Source organism: Acidovorax sp. K2F (assembly GCF_025246485.1).
Lineage (GTDB): Bacteria > Pseudomonadota > Gammaproteobacteria > Burkholderiales > Burkholderiaceae_C > Acidovorax > Acidovorax delafieldii.
In genome coordinates this window covers 131,635-153,401 of sequence record NZ_JAOBSQ010000051.1, presented here as the reverse complement: position 1 = coordinate 153,401, position 21,767 = coordinate 131,635, and the positions used below count along the sequence as shown (strand labels likewise).

The following is a 21,767-nucleotide window of genomic DNA, read 5'->3' as shown; positions in this document are numbered from 1 at the left end:
GGTGGACTTGCTCAAAACTGCATGAGGATGAACCAGATCAAGGGACCACCAACCAGGCCGATAGCAGCAGTGAGCATGGCCACGCCCTCGGGCGTGTGCTTGCCCGACGCGTCAAGAATCTGGTGAGTGACCCAGCCGACGATGCAGCTCGTCACTAAAACGCCGATCACATTAGTCCAGCCGATGCCGCACTTTGACTGCGGGTGGTCGAGACAGGCCATCGCAGAAAGTGGCATGAGCGCGGTAGTGGCTGCAATCCAGCGCATGAGGTTCCCTCCTGATTCTTGCATTCTGCCCGGGCTGCGCGCTGTTCCGGCAAATTCCGACGGAGCTGGGATTGGTCGAGAGTTGAGTTATATGTAATTACATACAGTGGTGCACAATCCTGGGATGCCGTCCGATCAGATCGTCCAAACCGCCCTCGCCATCCTTGGCCCCGCTGCCATCTGGCTGTCGCAAAGCCGCACCTTGCAGTTCCAGCGGTTGGCCTGCATCGTCGGTTTGATCAGCCAGCCGTTCTGGTTCTGGTCCGTGTGGAGCAGCGGCCAGTGGGGCGTTGGAGTGGTGGCCGTGGTTTGCGCGCTGGCATGGCTCAAGGGGCTGTGGGTCCACTGGCTGGCACCTCGGCCACCGGCCGGGCTCGCCATGCTGACGCTGCCGCCCGAGAGCAGGCTGAAATGATCGAGATCGGCGTTGACAAGGGGATCCTGGTCAAGATCCTGGGCCAAGACATCAGCCGAGGCATGGGCCAGCTACCGCAGGCAGGGCCGGATCAGCCCGCGCAGATGCAAGCAGTGATCGAGGTTGCCCACCACGGGCGGGTGCGCATCACCTACCGGCTGAACAGAAGCCCCCGGAGGAAGGTTAATCTCTGGTTCTGGACCGCTTTCCACGCGGTGGCCGAACCACTCCAAGAAGACCAGCCTTCAGATGCTCCTGACCCTGCACATCAGCAAGATTGAACCCGGAAACTATCGCGTAGTCGTCCTCGACGGGCGGGAAGAACTGGACCAGTGGGGCGCCCCGAACATCGGCGCCGCGATTCGGCAGTGCAGCCAGGCCGAGATGCCCGACCTGTCAGGGTTCCACATTTGGTACGAGCATGTGTGCGTGGGCACCACCACGATGAGCAACATGCGGATCGACCCCGAGGGCATCGCCCAGCGGCTGATGGCGCTGCATGGGGCCGTGCGGGGTTAGTCGCGTTACCAGCTGACTTTTGGTCGGTTGGTACTTCAAAACCGACGCTATGTCGGTTTTAGCCAGTTACCACCCAGCAGCGGATGACATCCATCACCTTTTGCCGGTGCAGCTCTTGGCTGCTGCCCATCCTGGGGCCCTGGGCCCACAGATCATCGGCAAAGTCCTCGGTATCACTACGGCGCCGCCGCTCTGCAGGGCGGCCCATCCACTGGGTGTAGACCGCATCATGCTGGTGGCGGGCCAGCTCCGCTTTCGTCTTCTTCGTCATCAAAATCTCCTTGAGCCCGACATTGGGCACAACGGAGTCTTGCGTCACGACCACCGAAGCGGCTGCAAAATATTCCAAAAATTATTCCGGCAGGGCCAGGGCGCCCCGGGCACCGTCCAGCCGGACCAGCACCGCTCCTGGTGTCTCCGCCTCAACCACTGGCACGCCTGCCAGTGAGCCGGGGTACACGTTGTCTGCCTCCGGCAGCATGGCGGTCAGGGCCTCGCGGTGTTCTCGCTGGAACTTGGGGAAAAGATCAGGCCCCAGCTCGATGCGTGCGGGCATGAAGCGACCCCCACGGTGCTCTAAGTAGATTGCTTCGACCAGTTGGGTAATGAGATCGGGATGCATGCATTTCGCGCTCCCCATGTCCCCGGCGTGTCCCCGAAAACGGCTTGTCGCGCGTAAGTCATTGATTTATATGTGAATCAATGGTCCCCTCGACAGGAATCGAACCTGTATCTAGCGCTTAGGAGGCACTCGTTCTATCCATTGAACTACGAGGAGGCAAGGCAGCCGCGCATTGTAGTGGCGCGCGGCTGCCTCTCTGGCCGCCTGGACCTCAGTCGTACTTCACGGTGTAGATGATGTCCACCGCACTTTTCTCGCCGGTTTGCCCGCGCAGGGTGAGGCGGCGAGACAGGTCGTAAAAGATGTACAGCGTGCCCAGCGTGCCCGACAGGCTGCGTTCATATGTCACGTACAGGTCTTTGGACAGGCGTTTGCCGAAGGTGAGGGCGGCGGCGCTGGCGTCTTCGCCCGTGGTGGCGCCGCGAAAGCCGATTTCGTCCAGGCCCAGGCGGCTGGCGGCGTTGGCCGTGGGGCTTTGGCCGCCGTTGCGGCCCAGCAGCGCCAAAGCGGCTTGTTGCAGCACGGCCGCTTCGGCGCCTCCGGCCGAGGCATTGCGGCCCAGCACCACCCACGACAGCTTTTCGGCATCGGGCAGTTCAGGGTCGGAATACAGCGTGACGCGTGGCGCCTGCGCGCTGCCGGTGACCTGCACGCCCGCGCGCACGCTGATGTTGGGGCGCAGCGCCAGGATGTCGAGCGAGGGGTTGTTGTACGGGCCGTTGAAGCGGATCAGGCCCGTCTCCACATCCAGCATCTGGCCCCAGGCGCGGTAGCGGCCCTGGTCGGTGCGCACCTCGCCGGTCACACGCGGCGGGGCGCCGGGCACGGCGCTGCTGCGGATGTCCACCTCGCCGGTCAGCCGGGTGGTGATGCCCTGGCCCTGGAGCGCGAAGTCGCGCCCCAGGTTGAGGGTGATGGCGATGTCGGGCGGCTTGGCGGTTTCTGCCTGCGCGGCCACCTGGTTGGCCTTGGCGGCGGCCTGGGCCTTGGCCTGGTCTTCGCGGTCCTTGGCGGCGGAGCGCACGACCACGTCCGAGCCCAGGCGCGGTGCGGATTCGTCCGGCAGGATGATGGTGGCGCGGTCGGTGGTGAGCTTGCCGCGCAGGCTGATCTGGCCCTGCTGCAACTGGGCCTGCAACTGACCCGACACGCTGACCTGCCGGTCGGCACGCACCAGCACTTGCAAGGCCTTGGCCTCGGCCTGCAGGGACATGGTGATGCCTGACATGCCCGTGCCTGCAGTGGCGCTGTCGCCCCAGGCCATGCGGCCGGTGGCGGTCAACGTGCCGCCGTCTTGCGCGGCGGCTGTGCGGTTGCCGCTGAAGCCTGCGATGCGCGCGCTGCTGCCCCGCCCGCCTTGCAGGCGGAACTCGGTGATATTGAGCTGGTTGCCCTGCAGCGTGGCGCGAAGTCGGCCGCCTTGCAGGTCCACGCCGTCCACCACCGATCTCACTGCCATGTCATCGGCGCCCAGGGTGCCCGCCCAGCGCGGCGCATCGCGCGTGCCCGACAAGGTCGCACTGGCGTCCAGCGTGCCGCGCACACGCCAGCCGGGTGGCGCCAGCGCAGACCACACGCCCACGTCGGGCAGGCGGGCGCGCAAGGTGCCGACCAGTGGCGCGTCGGCAGGCCAGGTGAAGGGGGCATCGGCGTTGGCGGCGGCGAGGCGCGTGCTGGCGGTGGCGTCGATCTCGCCCGCGCGGTCGCTGGCCCAGAGCAGGCGCGCGCGTAGCGTGTCGCCTTCGGCGGTGACCGTGATTTCTGCCTGGCGCACGCCGGCGGGAGTGCCTGGGGCGCTTGATGTGCTGGATGCACCTGCAGGCGGGGTGGCCGCAGTCGCCAGCACGGTGGTGGCTCCGGCGCCGGTGCCCTGGCCGCTGCTTTGCACCGCTGTGACGGCCGTGGCATCGCCCGCCAGGATGCGCAGGTCGCCACTGGCACGGCGCAGGCTGGCGCTGGCGCGCAGGGCGTCGCCCGTGGTGTCCACACTCCATTGCCCGTCGAGCACGATGCTGCTGGCCAGCCCCATGCGCGCAAGCAACTGCTGCGCGGGCCGGCCCGCGGCGGCGGGCGTCTCGCCCAGGCCCAGCGCATCCACCCAGGCCATGGGCAGGCCCTGTAGCGTGCCCTGCGTCTGCAAGCGCGAGAGGGCGCCGGGTGCCGTCGCTGCTGACCATTGCACCGGCGACCAGCGCAGGGTGACGGTGCCCGGCAAGGGACCGGTGATGCGGGCCTGACCGGCCGATGCCTGCAGGCTGAGGGAGCTGGTGGTGGGCGATGGTGACGCCCGCCCGCTGGCCGGTGACCTGGGGGCTCCAGGTGTAGGGGCGCCGGTGCGCACGGTCAGGCCCAGGGGCTCAGCCAGTTGCAGCGTCCACGGCCCGGGGCGCTGGGCGACCTGGGCTTGCAGGCGCAGTTCGCTGACCTGCAACTGCCATTGCCAGGCACCCACCATCGTGCTGGCAAGGCGGGTCTGCACCGTGGTCTGCAGGGCCTGGGGCGCTGGCGTGCGGACCTCGCCGGTCAACGCCAGAGAGGCCTGCGCCAGGTTGCCCCCCAGTTCGGCTTTGAAGGCGCGCAGTTGCAGGGCTTGCCCGGCGGATGTGCCGCCGCTGGCGTTGGTGGTGGCCGGGAGCGTCAGGTCCAGCTGGGGGGTGTTCAGCGTAGCCTGCAGATCAAAGCGGTCGGGGTTGCGGGCGGGTGCGCTGTTGGCTGTGGCAGTCTGAAGTTGCTCAGTCAGCGTCTGCCATCCACCCTTCCAGCGCGCGGCGATCTGTGCGGCGCCCTGGACGCTGGCCCCTTGCAGGGTGCGCTGTACGGTGGTGCCCACCACGGGCAGGCCGGCCAGCCAACGCTGCGTGAGTGCTGCATCGGCCCACTGCAGCTGCAGGTCGCCAGCGCCGCTGCGCGGGGCCAGTGTGCCTTGTGCCTGTGCGGTGGCGCCGGGCACTGCCAGGGTGACCTTGCCTTGCGCAGATTGCGTGCCCAGTGCGACCTGCAGCCCGGTGGCTTCCACACGGGCCTGCAGTGCGTCCAGCAATAAGCGGTCCAGCCGCACCGTGCCGCCGTCGGCGGCCTGCCACGTGCCTTGTGTGCTGAAGGTATTGATGCGCAGCGGTGGGCCCGCTGCACCCGGGGTCTTTACGGTTGCTGCACGCGCCGCCGTGCCGGTGTCTGCCCGCACGTCAGCACTGAAGCGCACGGCGTCGCCCTGGGTTTGTGCGGTGACGCGGCCAGAGAGCGGGGCGGCGGCCAGCAGCGTGTGCAGCGCGTCGGGACGCAGCGCGCGCAGGGTGGCCTGGCCCTCCAGGGCATGGGTGGCGGGGGTGTAGTGGCCCTGTGCGGTGATGCTGCCCGCACCCGCCTGCAGGGTGGCGCTGGGCACGGTCCAGCGGGTGCCGTCGTAGCTTGCGCTGGCGTCCAGCGCGGTCAGTGGCAGGCGGGTGGTGTCCCAGGGGCCGGGCAGGTCGTTGCGCAGCGCGGCTTGCAGACTCCAGCCTGCCGTGCCTGTGCCACCGGATGTCGGCCCGGCTTGCAGCGTGCCGTGCAGTTGCGTGACCGGTGCCTGCGGCCACAGGGCTGCCAGATTGACGGCACGCAGCGTGGCGTTGGCAGACTGCAGGGGCTGCTGTGCCCACGGTGCCAGTGTGGCGGTCAGGTCAGCCTGCATGGGGTCGGCCGCAGGCGCAGGGGTCGCGCGTGGGGGCAGGGATTTCGATGCGCCCGGCTTGCTGGCAGGCGCGGCCACGGGCGGTGTGGCGGCTTCGCTGGTCGGTGTGGGCTTCAGGCGTGCCTGCAGTTGCAACTGGGCGGCGGCGGTGGCCAGCGTACCCTGTAGCGTGGCGTGGGCGCCCACCTGCAGCGCGGCACCGCCCCCGGGCACGGCGGTTTGCACGGTGCCGTCCACGGTGGCATCCAGCGCCATGGGGGCTTGTGCGTCCAGCGTGGCGCGTACGCTGTACTGGCCCTGGGCCAGTTCTACCGCGCCGATGTTCAGGCGGTGCTGGCGGCCGTCAAACCGGTAGTCGCCCACCAGGCCCTGGGCCTCCACGGCGGGGGGGCCGGCCCACAGCAGCTGGTCTACCCGGAACGGCGCGCCCAGCTGCAGCGGCAGCACCAGGTCGGTGAGGGGCGTGGGCGGTGGCTCGGGCGTGTCGGCGGGGCGTGGCTGGGGCGTGATCAATACGCGGGCGGCATGCACCTCGCCCAGCTCCAGGCGGCGCTGCAGCAAGGGGGCCAGCTGCCAGCCCAGGCGGATGTCAGTCACTTCCACCACCAGGGTGGGGCTGCTCCAGCGCAGCCAGCCAATGCGCCCGCCGCTGCGCAGCGAGCCACTGACCTCGCGGCTTTCCAGTTGCTGGTTGGCGGGCAGGTATTGCGCCGCGCGGGCCAGCGTGGTGGCCAGTGATGTGCCGCTGCCCGCCCACCACCACAGCAGCGCGCTGGCCGCCAGCAGCAGGGCCACCAGGGCGACCAGCAGCCAGCCCAGAGTCCGCAGCACGCGCGGCGCACGGGGCGCAGGAGGGCGTGGGGCCGACGAGGACCCGGCGCTGAAGTCCGATGCGCGGGCGCGGGGTGTGGGAAGGTGCGGGGCGTTCATTGCCATCAGAAGCTGAACCCCAGGCGCAAGTGCAGCCGCACTTCCTTGGTCTTGACGCCGTAGGCCAGGTCGGCCTGCAGCGGGCCCACGGGGCTGCGCCAGCGCACACCGGCACCCACGCCCACGCGCGGGCTCAGGTCACCCACCTTGTCGGCCACGGCGCCTGCATCCACAAACAGCGTGCTTTCCCAGTCGGTCATGGCACCCTTGTAGACGATGGGGCGCTGCCACTCCACGCTGCCCACGGCCAGGTAGCGGCCCCCATAGAGTTGCCCGTTGTCGGTGCGCGCGCCGATGCTGCGGTAGCCATAGCCGCGCACGGTGGTGTCGCCGCCCGTCACAAACAGCTGCGTGACGGGGATCTGCGCCCCCTCGCGCGCCAGCACGGCGCCTGCCTCGGCCCGCAGTGCTACGCGGGCATTGCGGCCGATGCCTGCATCGTCCTGCACGCGGCCTGCGGGGAGGAAGGACTGCCACCGCACCAGGGTGCGCGCAAACGGGTCGCGCTCTGGCCGCAGGGTGGTGCCCAGGCCCAGCTCCACCGCCAGGCCATGGCCCCGGGTGGGGGCGGTGAGGCTGTTGAAGTAGCGGCCCGTCCACCCGTAGTTGATGCTCAGGGCCGTGCTGGTGTCGGAGGGCGATCGCGCGTTGTCGGTCAGGCCCTGGCTGTTGGCGTAGTCGTACTGCAAAAAATAATTGCGGTCGATGGATTTGGTGCTCTTGCTGCGGCCTGCGCGCAGACGGCCGCTGTTGACGTCGTAGTCGCCCGTGGCCTCGCGCAGCACCTGGCCGCCTGCAAACCAGCGCCAGCCGTTGTCGTTGGGCAGGTCCGTCCATTCGGTGTTGGCGAGCTTGGTTTCGCGGTCGAGTGCGAGTTTGGTCACCGCGCGCCAGCCGAGCACAGGCATCTGGTTGTGGATGTGCTCCAGTGACAGGCGTGTGCCGCTGTCGGTCGAGAAGCCGGGGCCGAACACCAGCTTTTGCATCGGGGCCTCGCGCACCTGGGCCACCACGGGGGCGGCCTGCGGGTCGGTGCCTTCGGTATCGAGCGTGAGGAACACGGCGTCGTAGTAGCCGCTGCTGGCCAGGCGCAGCTGGGCGTCCAGCATGTCGGCTTCGTCATACACCGCACCGGTGGGCAGGCGCGCCAGGCGCCGCGCACCGTCGCTGTCGTAGCGCTGGCTGCCCTGCACGCGCAAGGGGCCGAAGCGATAGGCGGGGCCGGGGTCGTAGCTCACTCCCAGCTGGGCTTCGTGCCGGTCGGCATCGATCTCGGCCCGGCTGTTGGCGATGCGTGCCGTGGGGTAGCGCCGGGCCTGCAGCTGGCGCAGCCCGTCGCTCTTGGCGTTGTCCCAGGCCGACTGGGTGAAGGGCTGCCCGGGGGCGAGAGACCAGTTGCGCTGCAAGCGCTGCTGCCGCCGCGCCAGGTTGTCTTTGTCGGCATCGTCGGTGCCCGCCACAGTGATGTCGGCACGGGCAATGCGGGTTTGGGGGCCGGGCTCCACGGTGATGGTGACGGTGCGGGGCGCGCCCTTGCGGGTACCGGCGGTTTCCTGCGCCTCCGTCAGCTCCACGGTGATGGTGGGCGCGAAGTAGCCCAGGGTGCCCAGCAGTTCCCGCGCATTGGCGTCGGTGGCGCCCAGCAGGCGCTGCAGCTCGTTGGCCTGCAGGTCGGGCAGCTGGCGAAAGCGCTGCAGCTCCAGGTGGCGCTCCAGCGTCTCGCGCACCGCGTCGGGGGCACGCACCACCACGTCAAACGACGCCGTGCCATCGCTGGCGGCGGTGCTGGCCATGTCGCTGCGCCAGTCACCGGTCGTGGGCTCGTCGGCCCGTGGCAGCAGGCTGCAGCCGCTCAGGCACAGTGCGCCGGAAAGCAGCAACGCCGACCACAGGGCCGGCGTTGGGGTGGTAGCGGTGGCGGAGCGCAAAACGCGGAGAGGCACGGCGCGGAAGGATATGTCAGGGAGGTCGTATGGGGGGGCGGACAAGCCTGCCAGCCTGTCCCATTCATCCCCGACTATGCCCTGAAACTGCAGCGCCCCCTGTCGGACAGATGCTAACAAGGCATCTGACCCCGGTACCGCGCCTATTTGGACAGCAGCCGCATGGTTTCTTCCAGCCCCTTGAGCGACAGCGGGTACATGCGGTTGCCCACCAGCTGCTGGATGATGCTGATGCTCTGGCGGTACTGCCACACGCCCTGGGGCTCGGGGTTGATCCATGCAAACTTGGGGAAGGCGTGGGTGAGGCGCTGGATCCACTCGGCACCCGGCTCCTCGTTGTTGTATTCCACACTGCCGCCGGGCTGCAGGATCTCGTACGGGCTCATCGTCGCGTCGCCCACAAAGATCAGCTTGTAGTCCTTGTTGTACTTGCGGATGATGTCCCAGGTCGGGAACTTCTCGGCAAAGCGGCGGCGGTTGTTCTTCCACATGAAGTCGTACACGCAGTTGTGGAAGTAGTAGAACTCCAGGTGCTTGAACTCGCTTTTGACTGCACTGAACAGCTCTTCCACGCGCTGGATGTGCTCGTCCATCGTGCCACCCACGTCCATCAGCAGCAGCACCTTCACGTTGTTGTGCCGCTCGGGCACCATCTTGATGTCCAGGTAGCCCGCGTTGGCCGCCGTGCTGCGGATGGTGTCGGGCAGGTCCAGCTCCAGCTCATGCCCTTCGCGCGCAAACTTGCGCAGGCGGCGCAATGCCACCTTGATGTTGCGTGTGCCCAGCTCCTGCTGGTCGTCGTAGTCCTTGTAGGCGCGCTGCTCCCACACCTTCACCGCGCTCTTGTTCTTGCCCGCGCCGCCAATGCGCACGCCCTGCGGGTTGTAGCCGCCGTGGCCAAACGGGCTGGTGCCGCCGGTGCCGATCCACTTGCTGCCGCCTTCGTGGCGTTCCTTCTGCTCTTCGAGGCGCTTCTTCAGCGTCTCCATCAGCTCGTCCCAGCCCATCTTCTCGATGGCGGCCTTCTGCTCGGGCGTGAGTTCGTTCTCCAGGATCTTGCGCAGCCAGTCGGCCGGGATCTGCTTGGTGAAGTCGGCCACCATCTCCACGCCCTTGAAGTAGGCGCCGAAGGCCCGGTCGAACTTGTCGTAGTGCTTCTCGTCCTTGACCAGCGTGAGGCGGGAGAGGTTGTAGAAGTCGTCCAGGCTCCATGCGTCATCCGACTTGGGGCCCACCACACCGGCCTGCAGCGCTTCGAGCAGGGTGAGGTATTCCTTGACCGACACGGGCAACTTGGCCGAGCGCAGGGTGTAGAAGAAGTCGATGAGCATGATTTTGGCCTCTAGCGCTAGTGTTTATTGCGCATGACGCTCTAAAAGATATAGCAGCTGCGCCTTGGCCTCAGGCCATTCGCCGGCACGCATGCTGTACATCACCGTGTCGCGGATGGTGCCGTCGCGGCGCAGCGCGTGGCCGCGCAGCACGCCGTCTTTCTTGGCGCCCAGGCGCTCGATGGCGCGTTGTGACGCAAAGTTGTAGTTGTCGGTGCGCCAGCCCACCACATGGCAGCCCAGCGTGTCGAAGGCGTGGCCCATCATCAGCAGCTTGGCGGTGGTGTTGACGTGGGTGCGTTGCACGCTTTGGCAGTACCAGGTGTAGCCAATTTCCACGCGTTTCACAGCCGGCACGATGTCGTGGTAGCTGGTGGAGCCCAGCACTTTGCCGGTGGCGTCTTCCACCACGGCAAAGGCAAAGCGGTTGCCGTCCTCGCGCATCTTGAGCGCGGCTTCGATGTACGCGCGGGTGTCCTGCGGCTCGGGCACCGAGGTGATGCGCAGCTTCCAAAGCTCGCCATCGGCGGCTGCGGCCCGCAGGCCTTCTTCATGGGCCAGCGCCAGCGGTTCCAGGCGGACTCCGCGATCGCGCAGCGTGACAGGTTCTACAAAAGCCATGGGTCTCTACCCCTTAATCATCAGTCCTTGGACGGTTGGCTGCGGCGGCTGTTCTGCCAGCGCCGCGCCGCATGCAGGCCCAGGCCGCCACCGATGCCCACCAGGGCGATGCCCACCAGGCTGCCGGTGCCGTAGCCGGGCGCGAAGATATCGAGCCCCAGCAGCTGGCCCAGCCAGAAGCCCACCAGGGCGCCCCCCACAAAGCCCACGGCATCGGCGACGCCGTGGGCCAGCAGCTGGCGGGTGTCGTCGTTGCTGTTGCCGTTGTTCACTCAGCGGTTCCTCTGGTTCATGAACACCAGCTTTTCAAACAGGCTCACGTCCTGTTCGTTCTTGAGCAGCGCCCCCACCAACGGGGGCACGGCCACCTTGTTGTCGGCGCTTTGCAGGGCGGTGAGTGGAATGTCTTCGGCCACCAGCAGCTTGAGCCAGTCGATCAGTTCGCTGGTCGAAGGCTTCTTTTTCAGGCCCGGCAGGTTGCGCACGTCATAAAACGTCTTCATCGCCACGCTGAGCAGCTCGCTCTTGAGCGTGGGGAAGTGCACGTTGATGATCTGCCGCATCGTGTCGGCCTCGGGGAACTTGATGAAGTGGAAGAAGCAGCGGCGCAGGAACGCATCGGGCAGCTCCTTTTCGTTGTTCGACGTGATGAACACCAGCGGGCGGTGCTTGGCCTTGATGAGTTCGCGCGTTTCGTAGCAGTAGAACTCCATGCGGTCGATTTCGCGCAGCAGGTCGTTCGGGAATTCGATGTCGGCCTTGTCGATCTCGTCGATCAGCAGCGCCACGGGGCGGTCGGCCGTGAAGGCCTGCCACAGCACGCCCTGGATGATGTAGTTGCGGATGTTCTTCACGCGCTCGGCGCTGTCGCCGTCGTTGAGCTGACTGTCGCGTAAGCGACTCACCGCGTCATATTCATACAGGCCCTGTTGGGCCTTGGTGGTGGACTTGATGTGCCACTGCAGCAGGGGCATGTCCAGCGCCTGCGCCACTTCCTCGGCCAGCATCGTCTTGCCCGTGCCGGGCTCGCCCTTGATCAGCAGCGGCCGTTGCAGCGTGATGGCCGCATTCACGGCGAGCATCAGGTCTTGGGTGGCGACGTAGTTCTGGGAGCCTTGGAATTTCATGGGGGAAAACACCGGATCGTTGATGAATGGGCTTGACAGGGCGCTGGCTATAATCGACGGCTGATCAGAGCCCAGAGCTGAACTTCCACGAGATTGTGCGCGCAAAATGAACAAAACGTTGACCACGCTATTTGCCCTGGCTGTCGCTTCCGTGACCGCCTTGTCCCACGCCCAGGAAGCCAAGGGCGACGTGGAAGCCGGCAAGCAAAAGATTGCCATGTGCATTGGTTGCCACGGCATCGTTGGCTACCAGGCCAGCTTTCCTGAGATCCACAAGGTGCCCATGATCTCGGGCCAGAGCGCCAAGTACATTGCGGCAGCGCTGGTCGCCTACCAAAAGGGCGAGCGCAAGCACCCCACCATGCGCGGCATCGCCGAGTCGTTGTCCGAAAAGGACATCGCTGACGTGTCGGCCTACTACGAACAACACGGCAAGACCGGTGCCGAACTGCCCGCCAAGCCCTCGCGTGAACCCAGCGTGCAAGTGGCCGAGCTGCTGAAGAAGGGCGCTTGCGTTTCCTGCCACGGCGACAACTTCGCCAAGCCCATCGACCCCTCTTACCCCAAGATCGCCGGCCAGCATGCCGACTACCTGTTTGTGGCGCTCAAGGCCTACAAGGTTGAGAAGAATGCCAACGTGGGTCGTGGCAACGCCATCATGGGCGGTGTGGCCAAGCAGTTCACCAACGCTGAATTGAAGGCCTTGGCCAATTACGTGAGCGGCCTGGACGGCGACCTGCACACGGTGCCCCAGTCGCGCTTCCGTTGATCAGCAGTCTGGCTGACTACAAAAAAAAGCCCGCTTCGGTGGGCTTTTTGCTGGCCGGTTGAATCGTCAACGGCTGGCGGCCCATGCCCCCAACGCCAGACATATGCAAGCCGTGACCGTCAGGCGCCATCGCAGCGGCAAGTACCACGTGGGAAGCAAGGTGCGCGCAGCCAGCCGATGGTCTTGCACCAGGTGGGCTGCAAAGCCCGCGACCAGCAGCACGGCCCCCGCGGCGGCAGGCAATAGCGTGGCAGGCCAGGCCATCAACGATGGCACCACGCTCCATACAAAGCAGCGCGTGCGCTCTGGGGCGCTCAGCCCGCTTTGTGCCATGGCAAAGCCCCAGTGCAGCGCACCCACAAAACTCAGAATCACTGCGCCGTAGGCCAGCAGCGCCTCGCTCCACCACGGTGTACTGGGCGCCCACAGGCCCACGGCTGCCAGCGCCAGGAACGGCAGCAGGCCGCCGTATCCCAGCCAGGCCACTGCCGGCGGGATGGGGGCAGAGGAGGGCGAAGGCAAAGGTTGTGTGGGCGTATGGATGTGCGTCGACATGAAAGCCTCCAGATAGGTGTCCGCATTGTCTGGAAAGTGAGACTCCCGAGTGCCATGCATGGTTGTGTGTGCCAGCCAGCCGTCCTTTCGCGAGTGCCTCAAGCCCTGCGCCTACAGAGCTCTCCGGTATCGCCAGTTAAAATGTTGTTTGGGTGTCGGCGCCATGGTGGCTCGGCAGGTTCATGCGCTGGTCGGGCCGCCGCGCGGCTTTTCTGCGACCCATGAACTCCTCCCCCACCCTGATCCAGGTGGTTGGTGCTGTCCTGTTCGGCCTGGCCATTCTTCACACCTTCTCCACCAAGTATTTCGAGCACCTTGCGCACACGCAGCCCCGGCACGCGGGCATCTGGCATCTGCTGGGCGAGGTAGAGGTCGTGTTCGGCTTCTGGGCGATGGTGCTCATGCTGTTCATGTTCTCCATCAGCGGCAAGCAGGAGGCCACCGCCTACTTAGATTCGCGCAATTTCACCGAGCCACTGTTCGTGTTCGCGATCATGGTGATCGCCGCGACTCGGCCCATCCTGGAGTTGTCTGGGGCTCTTGTCCGGGCGCTTGCAGCCTTGTTGCCGGTGCAGCGCGGCATGGCCATGTACTTTGTGGTGCTGGCGTTCGTGCCTTTGCTCGGGTCGTTCATCACCGAACCTGCGGCGATGACGCTGGCCGCGCTGATGCTGCGGGACACGCTGCTCTCCCATCCCATCTCCAGCCGGCTCAAGTATTCGACCATCGGTGTGCTGTTCGTGAACATCTCGATTGGTGGAACGCTCACTTCCTTTGCGGCGCCGCCCGTGCTGATGGTGGCTGCCAAGTGGAACTGGGACATCTGGTTCATGCTATCCAACTTCGGTTGGAAGGCGGCGGTGGCCGTGCTCGTCAATGCGGCCATCGCGATGCTGATCTTCCGCAACCAGCTGGGCCACATGGGCCGTAAGATGCCCGCCTCCGAGTCCCCCATGCCGTGGACCGTGACGGGCGTGCACCTTGCCTTCCTGGTGCTGGTGGTAGTGTTTGCCCACCATCCCGCTGTGTTCATGGGCCTGTTCCTGTTCTTCATGGGGTTCACCACGGCGTACCAGCGCTACCAAAGTCCGCTGATCCTGCGCGAGGCGCTGCTGGTGGCGTTCTTCCTGGCTGGGCTGGTGGTGCTGGGCGGCTTGCAGCAATGGTGGCTGCAGCCCGTGCTAATGAAGATGGATGCCAACGCTGTGTTTTTTGGCGCCGCTGCGCTCACCGCGTTCACCGACAACGCTGCGCTGACATACCTGGGCTCGCTGGTCGAAGGTCTGAGTGACGAGTTCAAGGTGGCCCTGGTGGCGGGCGCCGTCACGGGGGGCGGCCTGACGGTGATTGCCAATGCGCCCAACCCGGCCGGGGCGTCCATCCTGAAGGAGAAGTTCTCGGACGGTGTCATCAACCCACTGGGCCTGCTGCTGGGGGCCTTGCCGCCCACGCTGGTGGCGGTGATGGCGTTTCGGGTGTTGTAGTTGATGGGCGGTCAGCGATCTGCCAGCACCGCCTGGTTGGTCATGGCCTCGCAGATGGCGCGGATCTGCGGGCGCATGAGCCGGGCCACCTCGTCGCGCCGGTGCGACTCCAGCCGCCCCGAGATCGCTGCCACGCTGATGGCGGCGATCGGGTTGTGTGGCGGAAAAGCGATACCGATGGCTGCTGTACCTGGTGTGACCACGCTGTCCAGAAACGCATAGCCCTTCTCGCGTCCCACCTTGATCGCCTCGCGCAGGTAGGGGGCTGTGACGAATCCGTACTTCTCGTACTTGGGCGCGTTGGCATCGATGATGGATTCGGCCTCGTCGGGGGGTAGTGCGCACAGGATCGCCAGCCCGCCCGCACCCACGCCCAGCGGGCGGCGAATGCCCACGTCCAGCGCCAGCGATTTGATGGGGTAGTCGCCCAGTGCGCGGTGGGTGCATACGGCCTCCAGGCCGCTGCGTTCGCTCAGGTAGATGGTGTCCTGGGTGACTTCGGCCAGCTTTTGCAGCGCGCTGTCGCATAGCTCCGACAGCCGGTAGCGGGGGCGTGCGAGCAATCCCAGCTCGTACAGCAGCGGGCCCAGGTAGTACTTGCGTGTGTGGGCGTCCCGGTCCACCAGGCCTTCGGCCTCCAGCCGGTGAAGCATGCGAAAGCAAGTGGACTGCGGCAGGCCGCTGGTGGCGGCGATCTCGCCGATGCGCATGCCACCTTTGCCACGAGACGCCACGATGCGGAGCATCTGCACGACACGTTCGATGCTTTGAGTCCCTGTTTTCGAGTTTCCACTATGTGGCGGTTTATTTGTCTCTGATGGGACTGTTATGGTGTTTTTATTCATATTGTCTTTGTAGTTTGTATCCACATAGTGGGCAATCTAGGGTTTACCCAGGCGATTGAGCTGTCGTTTGATTTTTTAATAAGTAATCAAACGATTTTTCAACTTCCACATAGTGGATAACTGGGTGAAGCCACATGTCTTACACGATGACTGAAAAGATCCTCGCCCGGGTTGCAGGGGTGCCTGCAGTCCGGGCGGGCGACGAGATCCTGGCCAGGCCGGATTTCGTGATTGCCTATGACTTTCCGGGCTACACGGATGTGTTCTTCAAGGAGGCCAAGGAGGAGTTCGGTGTGGACAAGGTGCCCAGCCCCGAGCGCTTTGTGCTGTTCATTGACCACATGGTCCCGGCCGCCGCCCCCAAGGAGGAAGAGCTGCACAAGGTCACCCGCGCCTGGGGCAAGGAGCAGGGCGTGCCCGTGCACGAGCGCGAGGGCATTGGCCACCAGGTGTCGGCCGAGCTGGGCTACGCCACGCCGGGTGCGTTTGCGGTGCATTTCGACGGGCATGTGAGCCAGCTGGGTGCGTTCGGCACGTTGGCCATTGGAGCGCGCAAGAGTGTGCTGGAGACCTTTGTCTCCGAGCGCATGGCGCTTGTGGTGCCGGGCACGGTCAAGATCGAAGTCACCGGTACGGTGCAGCCCGGTGTGATGGCGCGTGACATCTTCCACCACCTGGTGCGGGTGATGGGGGCTTCTTCCTGCCGCTTCAAGGTGGTCGAGCTGTGCGGCCCTGTGATTGACGCCATGAGCATCGAGGGCCGCCAGACGATCTGCGGCCAGGCCATGTTCCTGGGCGCGACCACGATGCTGATTGCCCCCGATGCCAAAACGCTGGAACACGCCAAGGGCCGCTCCAAGATCGCCCTGAACCCGGTCTACCCCGATGCCGATGCGCACTACGACCGTGTGGTGACCGTGGATGTGAGCGACCTGGCGCCCATCGTAGTGGCGCCACCCAGCCCCGCCAATACCCAGGACCTGACCGAATACGCAGGCCTGGAAGTGCACATGGGCTACCTGGGCAGCTGCGCGAGCGGCCGCCTGGAGGACTTGCGCATTGCCGCCCAGGTGCTCAAGGGCCGCAAGATCAAGCCGGGCTTCCAGCTGCATGTGGTGCCCACCTCCCAGGCCATCATGTCGCAGGCCGCCAGTGAAGGCCTGATCTCCACCCTGGTGGATGCAGGCGCGTTCATCAGCTCATCGAGCTGTGACTATTGCTACGGCCGCATTGCCACCATGACCGATGGCCAGCGCGCTGTGTCCACCGGCACGCTCAACACGCCCGGCCGCATGGGCAGTGCCGACTCCGAAATCTTCATCTGCAACGCTGCCGTGGTGGCGGCATCGGCCCTGAAAGGCTGCATCACCGACCCCCGGCCCTATCTCGCCAACACCGAAGGGAGCGCAGCATGACATTGCCCACCTTGCATGGCCGCGCGGCCTGGGTCTTCACCGAAGACGACTATGACATCGACCTGATTGTTGGCATCAAGAACATCAAGATCACCGACATCAATGAACTGGCGGCGGTCACCATGACCAGTTACGACCCTGGCTTTGCCCAATCCGTCGCCAAAGGTGATGTGCTGGTGGGCGGCCAGAACTTTGGCTATGGCCACCCGCATTACCCGGCCATGCGCGCCATGCGCCACCTCGGGGTGGCTGGCGTGATCGCCGAGTCTTTCTCGCCCGGCTTCTTTCGGGGGGAGATCAGCATGGGCTTCCCGCTGATCACCTGCCCGGGCATCCGTGCCGCCACGCAGCGCTGGGACACGCTGCGCGTGGACTGGGAGCGTGGTGTGGTTGTCAACGAGCGCACGGGCCAGGCGCTGCCGTTCGAGCCCTGGTCGTCCACCGAGCGCGCCACCATCGAGGCGGGCGGGTTCACGCCGTATCTCAAAGCCCGGCTGGCGCGCGAGCGTGCAGCCGCTGCGGCGACATGACGGGCAGGAGCGCACCATGTTGCAGATGATTGTGAGCGGCGTCGCCCTGGGCGCCATCTACGGGCTCATCGCCCTGGGCATCGTGATGGTGTTCAAGGCGACGGGCATCCTCAACTTCGCGCATGGCGAAGCGGCCATGCTCTCGGCCTTTGTGGCCTACACACTGTTCAAGCTGGGCCTGCCGCTGTGGGCGGTGGTGCCGCTCACGCTGCTCTTTGGCGCGGCGCTGGGCATGGCGATCGAACGGTTCATCATCCGCCGCTTCATCGGCAAGGCACTGCTGTCGTCTGCGATCTGCACACTGGGCCTGTTCCTGGTGTTTGGCGACCTGGCCATCTGGGTATGGGGCAAGGACACGCAGGAGCTGCCCAGCATCTTCCCGGCTGCCCCCATCGACATCGGCGGTGTGATCGTCTCGGGCATCGACCTGGGCATCGTGGCCGTATGCGCCACGCTGGCAGGTTTGCTGTTTGCGTTCTTTCGCTTCACGCGGCTGGGCATCGCCATGCAGGCCACGATGGAAAACCCCACGGCTGCGCGCCTCATGGGCATTCCGATCAAGCGCATCTATGCGCTGGCCTGGGCGCTGTCGCACGTGATCGCCGCCACGGCGGGCTTGCTGATTGCGCCGCTGACTTTCGTGCACTTTTCGATGATGCAGCACGCCCTGCACTTCGCGTTCGCCGCCGCGGTATTGGGCGGCATTGGCAGCATGCCGGGCGCGCTGCTGGGCGGCGTGATCATTGGCGTGTCGTCGAACCTCACGGGCGCCTATGTGTCTTCGGCCTGGAAGGACGCGGTGCCCTTCATCGTGATGCTGGTCATCCTGATACTGCGCCCCCACGGTCTGCTGGCCCGTGCCCAGATCAAGAAGGTCTAAGGAGCCGCCATGACCAAAGTCTTTGACGCATACCCCTGGCTCGGCCCGCTGCTGTTCGTGCTGGCCTTCGTGCTGGCGCCGCTTGTGCCCGGTGGCTACGTGCTGTACATCTTCACGCTTGTCATCATCTACACGCTGGCCTCGTTTGGCACCAACATCCTCACGGGCTACACCAACCTGATCTCCATGGCGGGTGCCGTGTTCTTCGGCATCGGTGCCTATGGCTCGGCCATCCTGACCACGCACTTTGGTGTGCCGCTGGTGCTTTCGATGTTCATTGCAGCCAGCATCGCCACCGTGGTGGGCTTGCTGCTGGCGCTCCCCGTCCTGCGGCTGGAAGAGGTGTTCCTGGCGATTGCCACGCTGGGTTTCGTGATGATCTCGGTGGAGATCGCCAAGTCCAGCGGCGACATGTCGGGCGGCGAGAACGGCATGGGCGCGCCCGGCCCCACGCTGTTCGGCTGGGCGCTGGACGAGCGCGCGTACCACGTGTTCACCGCCGTGGTGCTGGCGGGTGCGCTGTGGGTGGCGCGCAACCTGGCGCGCAGCCGGTTTGGGCGTGGCTTTCTGGCCATCAAGGGCAGCGAGACAGCTGCTCGCGCTCTGGGCCTGAACACCACGGCGCTCAAGCTGGTGGCGTTTGGCGTCTGTGCCTTCTACACCGGCCTGTCGGGTGCGTTGTATGCACCGCTGGTGCGCTTCATCGACCCATCGCTGTTCAGCATCATGGTGTCGATCAGCTTCGTCTCGATGGTCATCGTGGGCGGTCTGGGCTCCATCCTGGGCTCGGTGCTGGGGGCGGTGTTCGTCATCGGTGCGCCGCAGTTGCTCACCTACCTGGGGTTTGATCAGTTCCAGCGCGCGCTGTACGGCGTGGCCATGATCCTGGCGCTGATGTTCCTGCCCGACGGGCTGGCCAGCCTCTTCAAGCGCAAGCGCCTGCCCGGCGCCGATGCAGCGCAAAGCGGGGTGGCGCGATGAGAGTTTTGGACGACAAGACATTGCCGTTGCAGGCAACTGTGTCGGCAGTACCCGGTCGGGCAACCCCATTGCTCAGCATCCAGGGCGTGCGCATGGCGTTCGGCGGCATTGTGGCCGTGCAGGACGTGAGCTTCGACGTGATGCCCGGTACGGTGCACGCATTGATCGGGCCCAACGGCGCTGGCAAGACGACGATGCTCAATTGCATCAGCCGCTTCTACACGCCCCAGCAAGGCTCCATGCGGTATCGCACGGCCGCAGGTGACGTGGAATTGCTGGGCTGCAAGGCGCACCAGGTGGCGCGCCTGGGCATTGCCCGCACCTTCCAGAACCTGGAGCTGTTTGCCGAACTGACCGTGTTTGACAACGTGCTGATTGCACGGTCGATGGCCATGCGCGCCACGCTGGCGGAAGCCCTGCTGGGCCTGCCACGCCAGCGCCGTGAGGAGCGCGAGGAACGTGAGCGTGTGGAGGCCGTGCTGGAGAAGCTCAACCTGCAAGCCCATGCCCATGCGGTCGTGCGTGACTTGCCCTACGGCACGCAGAAGCTGGTGGAGCTGGCCCGTGCCATGGCGCTGGAGCCGCGCCTGATGCTGCTGGACGAGCCTGCAGCGGGCATGAACAACCGTGAGATCGATGCCCTGGGCGAAACACTCAAGCGGCTGCAGGCCAGCACGCAAGCGACCCTGCTGCTCATCGAGCACAGCATGCCGTTGGTGATGTCCATCTCGGACACGATCACCGTGATGCACAACGGTGCCTTCCTGGCGCAGGGCTCCCCCAGGGAGATCGAAAACCATCCCGCCGTGGTTGAGGCGTATCTCGGAGGAGGCAAGAGTGGCAAACGGCGTTGAACCATCCAGTGCGCCCGCACTGCTGAGCGTGGACAACCTGAGCGCGGGCTACGGCAAGATCCGCGCGCTGCACGGGGTGAGCCTGCGCGTACCGCAGGCCCGCATCGTGTGTGTGCTGGGCGCCAACGGCGCGGGCAAGACCACGCTGATGCGTGCACTCTCGGGGCTGCTGCCCGTGAGTGACGGGCAAGCCGTTTTTGACGGCCAGTCCATCGCCAACGTGCCTGCCGAAGCGCTGGTGCGGCGAGGCATTGCCCATGTACCGCAAGGCCGCATGGTGTTTGCGCAACTCACTGTGCGCGACAACCTGGTGCTGGGAGGCTACACGTGTCCTGCCGCCGAGGTGCGTGACGATATTGACCGTGTGTTGGGCTATTTCCCCAGGCTCAAGGAGCGCATCACATCGCGTGCCGGCACCTTGTCTGGCGGCGAGCAACAGATGCTGGCTATTGCCAGGGGCCTGCTGGCCAAGCCGCGCCTGCTGATGCTGGATGAGCCCTCCATGGGCGTGGCACCCATCCTGAAAGACGCGATCTTCGAGACGCTGCGCGACATCCGCGACCGCGAAAACCTCACGCTGCTGATCGTGGAGCAGGACGCAGACATCGCGCTCGACATCTCCGATGAAGGTTATGTCATCGAGACCGGCCGTGTCGTGATGCAAGGCCCGGCCGCCGAGCTGGCAGGCAACGAAGACATCCGCCGTGCCTACCTGGGCGGCTGACCGCAGGCTCGGCTTTGCAAGTTCCTTCCCCCATGTTCCCTTCCCACCGATAAACACAGGAGACAAACCATGACCCACCTCACTCCCCGCCGCACCCTGCTGGCCGCAGCAGCTGCCAGTCTGATGACCGCCACCCTGGGCGCGCATGCCTTCGAAAACAAGGAAGAGGGCGTGCTGACCCAGGAGATCGTGCTGGGCTCATCACAGCCGTTGTCCGGCACGCTGGCCTACATGGGCAAGGCTGTGGACGAAGGCATGCGCACCTACTTCGACATGGTCAACGAACAGGGCGGCGTCAATGGCCGCAAGATCAAGCTCATCACCTATGACGACGAACTCAAGCCCGCCAAGTCGGTGGCCAACGCCAAGCTCCTGGTCGAGCGCGACAAGGTGTTTGCCATGGTGGGCAACATCGGCCATGCCACCAACATCAGCGCCTACGAATACAGCTCCACCAAGAAGGTGCCCACCATTGGCGCGCTGAGCATCTCCGACCTGACCTCCAACCCGCCACGTGATCTGCTGTACGTGCTGCCGTCGCCCCAGTCCACCGAGACGGCGGCCTACATCGACCATGCGGTGGAGGTGCTCAAGGCCAAGAAGATCGCAATGCTCTACCAGAACGACGGCTGGGGCAAACCGGCCTACGACATTGCGGTGCAGCGCATGGAAAAGCACGGCATGAAGCTGGTGGAGGCGCAGACCTTCGAGCGCTTCGCGACCGACCTGACCTCGCAGGTCTTCAAGCTCAAGCAGGCTGAGCCGGACGTGGTCATCGTCTACGCGCTGGGCCAGGAGGCGGTGCAGTTCTTCCGCGGTGCCGAAAAGCTGGGCTGGAAGCCCACGGTGTTTGGTGCGGGTGGACTCAACGACCCCAAGTTCATCGAGCTGCTGGGCAAGACGCAGTCCAAGCTGTATGTGGCCTCGTACTACGACGCGGTGGACGGCAACAACCCAGCCATCCAGTCGTTCTTCCAGCGCTACACCAAGCTGTATCCCAAGTCGGCGCCCACCTCGATGGCGCTCATGGGCTATTCGTCGGCCGCTGTGACGGTCGAGGCGTTGAAGCGCACTGGCGCCGAACCGAGCCGCACCAAGGTGGTGGCGGAGCTGGATGGCATGAAGGACTTTGACCAGAAGATCGGCCCCAAGATCACCTTCCAGCCCGTCAGTGCCGGTGGCTATGCGCGGCGCGGCCAGACGGGTGTGGCGCTGATGGAGCTCAAGGACCAGAAGTTCGTGTCCATGGGCAGCTACATCGACCCCGTGAAACGTTGAGGACACCC

23 protein-coding genes and 1 tRNA gene are annotated in these 21,767 nt (G+C 65.5%); 12 read left to right on the top strand and 12 right to left on the bottom strand.

Annotated elements, in window-relative coordinates:
- Positions 1-11: 11 nt before the first annotated feature.
- Entirely contained in the window at positions 12-266 is a 255-nt protein-coding gene (locus N4G42_RS19565; RefSeq protein ID WP_260668366.1) for a hypothetical protein, read from the bottom strand.
- A gap of 124 nt (positions 267-390) precedes the next feature.
- Between N4G42_RS19565 and N4G42_RS19560 the strand changes: the two genes are divergently transcribed.
- The 3 genes from N4G42_RS19560 to N4G42_RS19550 are packed head-to-tail and all read left to right on the top strand — an operon-like array spanning position 391 to position 1,200.
- A complete protein-coding gene (locus N4G42_RS19560) occupies positions 391-681 on the top strand; it encodes a hypothetical protein (RefSeq protein ID WP_260668365.1) in 291 nt (96 codons plus the stop codon).
- Complete coding sequence (locus N4G42_RS19555; RefSeq protein WP_260668364.1) at positions 678-962, top strand: hypothetical protein; 285 nt, start codon at positions 678-680, stop codon at positions 960-962. Before N4G42_RS19560 ends, N4G42_RS19555 begins: the two co-directional genes overlap by 4 nt.
- Complete coding sequence (locus N4G42_RS19550) at positions 931-1,200, top strand: hypothetical protein (protein ID WP_260668363.1); 270 nt, start codon at positions 931-933, stop codon at positions 1,198-1,200. The genes N4G42_RS19555 and N4G42_RS19550 overlap by 32 nt, the downstream gene beginning before the upstream one ends.
- Before the next feature lie 58 nt (positions 1,201-1,258).
- On the opposite strand, the gene N4G42_RS19545 is transcribed toward N4G42_RS19550, so the two are convergent.
- The 9 genes from N4G42_RS19545 to N4G42_RS19505 all read right to left on the bottom strand — a co-directional run bounded on the left by N4G42_RS19545 (position 1,259) and on the right by N4G42_RS19505 (position 11,444).
- A complete protein-coding gene (locus N4G42_RS19545) occupies positions 1,259-1,471 on the bottom strand; it encodes a hypothetical protein (protein WP_260668362.1) in 213 nt (70 codons plus the stop codon).
- Between the two features lie 81 nt (positions 1,472-1,552).
- Positions 1,553-1,822: a hypothetical protein gene (locus N4G42_RS19540; RefSeq protein ID WP_260668361.1), complete on the bottom strand. Its 270-nt coding sequence runs from the start codon at positions 1,820-1,822 to the stop codon at positions 1,553-1,555.
- A gap of 81 nt (positions 1,823-1,903) precedes the next feature.
- A tRNA-Arg gene (locus N4G42_RS19535) sits at positions 1,904-1,978 on the bottom strand.
- 55 nt (positions 1,979-2,033) lie between these two features.
- Entirely contained in the window at positions 2,034-6,428 is a 4,395-nt protein-coding gene (locus N4G42_RS19530) for a translocation/assembly module TamB domain-containing protein (RefSeq protein WP_260668360.1), read from the bottom strand.
- Positions 6,428-8,365: an autotransporter assembly complex protein TamA gene (locus tag N4G42_RS19525; protein WP_260668359.1), complete on the bottom strand. Its 1,938-nt coding sequence runs from the start codon at positions 8,363-8,365 to the stop codon at positions 6,428-6,430. The genes N4G42_RS19530 and N4G42_RS19525 overlap by 1 nt, the downstream gene beginning before the upstream one ends.
- 143 nt (positions 8,366-8,508) lie before the next feature.
- Entirely contained in the window at positions 8,509-9,696 is a 1,188-nt protein-coding gene (locus N4G42_RS19520; protein WP_108499868.1) for a vWA domain-containing protein, read from the bottom strand.
- A gap of 24 nt (positions 9,697-9,720) precedes the next feature.
- Positions 9,721-10,317 (bottom strand): GNAT family N-acetyltransferase, encoded by a 597-nt coding sequence (locus N4G42_RS19515; RefSeq protein ID WP_056066118.1) that lies wholly within the window; start codon positions 10,315-10,317, stop codon positions 9,721-9,723.
- A gap of 20 nt (positions 10,318-10,337) precedes the next feature.
- The gene (locus N4G42_RS19510; RefSeq protein ID WP_260668358.1) at positions 10,338-10,589 is read right to left on the bottom strand and encodes a hypothetical protein; all 252 of its coding nucleotides are present in this window, start codon (positions 10,587-10,589) and stop codon (positions 10,338-10,340) included.
- Positions 10,590-11,444 (bottom strand): AAA family ATPase, encoded by an 855-nt coding sequence (locus tag N4G42_RS19505; protein WP_055401588.1) that lies wholly within the window; start codon positions 11,442-11,444, stop codon positions 10,590-10,592. It abuts the gene before it with no gap.
- A 106-nt stretch (positions 11,445-11,550) separates the two neighbouring features.
- Between N4G42_RS19505 and N4G42_RS19500 the strand changes: the two genes are divergently transcribed.
- A complete protein-coding gene (locus N4G42_RS19500; RefSeq protein WP_056746840.1) occupies positions 11,551-12,213 on the top strand; it encodes a c-type cytochrome in 663 nt (220 codons plus the stop codon).
- Between the two features lie 66 nt (positions 12,214-12,279).
- On the opposite strand, the gene N4G42_RS19495 is transcribed toward N4G42_RS19500, so the two are convergent.
- On the bottom strand, positions 12,280-12,768 hold the full coding sequence (locus N4G42_RS19495; RefSeq protein ID WP_260668357.1) for a DUF3429 domain-containing protein: 489 nt from the start codon (positions 12,766-12,768) through the stop codon (positions 12,280-12,282).
- Between the two features lie 221 nt (positions 12,769-12,989).
- On the opposite strand from N4G42_RS19495, the gene N4G42_RS19490 reads away from it, so the two are divergent.
- Positions 12,990-14,252 carry a putative Na+/H+ antiporter gene (locus tag N4G42_RS19490; protein ID WP_260668356.1) on the top strand — a complete coding sequence of 421 codons (1,263 nt, stop codon included), beginning with the start codon at positions 12,990-12,992 and terminating at the stop codon, positions 14,250-14,252.
- A gap of 11 nt (positions 14,253-14,263) precedes the next feature.
- On the opposite strand, the gene N4G42_RS19485 is transcribed toward N4G42_RS19490, so the two are convergent.
- Entirely contained in the window at positions 14,264-15,097 is an 834-nt protein-coding gene (locus N4G42_RS19485; protein ID WP_260668355.1) for an IclR family transcriptional regulator, read from the bottom strand.
- A 146-nt stretch (positions 15,098-15,243) separates the two neighbouring features.
- Here N4G42_RS19485 and N4G42_RS19480 point away from each other — a divergent pair, with 146 nt between their 5' ends.
- The 7 genes from N4G42_RS19480 (at position 15,244) to N4G42_RS19450 (ending at position 21,759) form a co-directional block, all read left to right on the top strand.
- Positions 15,244-16,512: a 3-isopropylmalate dehydratase large subunit gene (locus N4G42_RS19480; RefSeq protein ID WP_260668354.1), complete on the top strand. Its 1,269-nt coding sequence runs from the start codon at positions 15,244-15,246 to the stop codon at positions 16,510-16,512.
- Positions 16,509-17,042 (top strand): 3-isopropylmalate dehydratase, encoded by a 534-nt coding sequence (locus N4G42_RS19475; protein WP_056066097.1) that lies wholly within the window; start codon positions 16,509-16,511, stop codon positions 17,040-17,042. The genes N4G42_RS19480 and N4G42_RS19475 overlap by 4 nt, the downstream gene beginning before the upstream one ends.
- A 16-nt stretch (positions 17,043-17,058) precedes the next feature.
- Positions 17,059-17,922, top strand: coding sequence for a branched-chain amino acid ABC transporter permease (locus N4G42_RS19470; RefSeq protein WP_056066095.1), 864 nt, complete (start codon positions 17,059-17,061; stop codon positions 17,920-17,922).
- Positions 17,923-17,931: 9 nt separating this feature from the next.
- A complete protein-coding gene (locus N4G42_RS19465) occupies positions 17,932-18,903 on the top strand; it encodes a branched-chain amino acid ABC transporter permease (protein ID WP_056066094.1) in 972 nt (323 codons plus the stop codon).
- Positions 18,904-18,971: 68 nt separating this feature from the next.
- Complete coding sequence (locus tag N4G42_RS19460) at positions 18,972-19,757, top strand: ABC transporter ATP-binding protein (protein ID WP_260668353.1); 786 nt, start codon at positions 18,972-18,974, stop codon at positions 19,755-19,757.
- Positions 19,741-20,481, top strand: coding sequence for an ABC transporter ATP-binding protein (locus N4G42_RS19455; RefSeq protein WP_260668352.1), 741 nt, complete (start codon positions 19,741-19,743; stop codon positions 20,479-20,481). Before N4G42_RS19460 ends, N4G42_RS19455 begins: the two co-directional genes overlap by 17 nt.
- Before the next feature lie 69 nt (positions 20,482-20,550).
- Positions 20,551-21,759, top strand: a complete 1,209-nt coding sequence (locus N4G42_RS19450; protein ID WP_110960160.1) for an ABC transporter substrate-binding protein — start codon at positions 20,551-20,553, stop codon at positions 21,757-21,759.
- Positions 21,760-21,767 lie beyond the last annotated feature (8 nt).

What these genes read in the sequence shown, in the direction of transcription:
- N4G42_RS19540 (WP_260668361.1), bottom strand. Translation starts at nt 1,822, where the DNA reads ATGCATCCCGATCTCATTACCCAACTGGTCGAAGCAATCTACTTAGAG.
- N4G42_RS19475 (WP_056066097.1), top strand. Translation starts at nt 16,509, where the DNA reads ATGACATTGCCCACCTTGCATGGCCGCGCGGCCTGGGTCTTCACCGAA.
- N4G42_RS19485 (WP_260668355.1), bottom strand. Translation starts at nt 15,097, where the DNA reads ATGAATAAAAACACCATAACAGTCCCATCAGAGACAAATAAACCGCCA.
- N4G42_RS19565 (WP_260668366.1), bottom strand. Translation starts at nt 266, where the DNA reads ATGCGCTGGATTGCAGCCACTACCGCGCTCATGCCACTTTCTGCGATG.
- N4G42_RS19550 (WP_260668363.1), top strand. Translation starts at nt 931, where the DNA reads ATGCTCCTGACCCTGCACATCAGCAAGATTGAACCCGGAAACTATCGC.
- N4G42_RS19450 (WP_110960160.1), top strand. Translation starts at nt 20,551, where the DNA reads ATGACCCACCTCACTCCCCGCCGCACCCTGCTGGCCGCAGCAGCTGCC.
- N4G42_RS19465 (WP_056066094.1), top strand. Translation starts at nt 17,932, where the DNA reads ATGACCAAAGTCTTTGACGCATACCCCTGGCTCGGCCCGCTGCTGTTC.
- N4G42_RS19470 (WP_056066095.1), top strand. Translation starts at nt 17,059, where the DNA reads ATGTTGCAGATGATTGTGAGCGGCGTCGCCCTGGGCGCCATCTACGGG.
- N4G42_RS19555 (WP_260668364.1), top strand. Translation starts at nt 678, where the DNA reads ATGATCGAGATCGGCGTTGACAAGGGGATCCTGGTCAAGATCCTGGGC.
- N4G42_RS19515 (WP_056066118.1), bottom strand. Translation starts at nt 10,317, where the DNA reads ATGGCTTTTGTAGAACCTGTCACGCTGCGCGATCGCGGAGTCCGCCTG.
- N4G42_RS19480 (WP_260668354.1), top strand. Translation starts at nt 15,244, where the DNA reads ATGACTGAAAAGATCCTCGCCCGGGTTGCAGGGGTGCCTGCAGTCCGG.
- N4G42_RS19530 (WP_260668360.1), bottom strand. Translation starts at nt 6,428, where the DNA reads ATGGCAATGAACGCCCCGCACCTTCCCACACCCCGCGCCCGCGCATCG.
- N4G42_RS19545 (WP_260668362.1), bottom strand. Translation starts at nt 1,471, where the DNA reads ATGACGAAGAAGACGAAAGCGGAGCTGGCCCGCCACCAGCATGATGCG.
- N4G42_RS19495 (WP_260668357.1), bottom strand. Translation starts at nt 12,768, where the DNA reads ATGTCGACGCACATCCATACGCCCACACAACCTTTGCCTTCGCCCTCC.
- N4G42_RS19560 (WP_260668365.1), top strand. Translation starts at nt 391, where the DNA reads ATGCCGTCCGATCAGATCGTCCAAACCGCCCTCGCCATCCTTGGCCCC.
- N4G42_RS19500 (WP_056746840.1), top strand. Translation starts at nt 11,551, where the DNA reads ATGAACAAAACGTTGACCACGCTATTTGCCCTGGCTGTCGCTTCCGTG.
- N4G42_RS19505 (WP_055401588.1), bottom strand. Translation starts at nt 11,444, where the DNA reads ATGAAATTCCAAGGCTCCCAGAACTACGTCGCCACCCAAGACCTGATG.
- N4G42_RS19520 (WP_108499868.1), bottom strand. Translation starts at nt 9,696, where the DNA reads ATGCTCATCGACTTCTTCTACACCCTGCGCTCGGCCAAGTTGCCCGTG.
- N4G42_RS19490 (WP_260668356.1), top strand. Translation starts at nt 12,990, where the DNA reads ATGAACTCCTCCCCCACCCTGATCCAGGTGGTTGGTGCTGTCCTGTTC.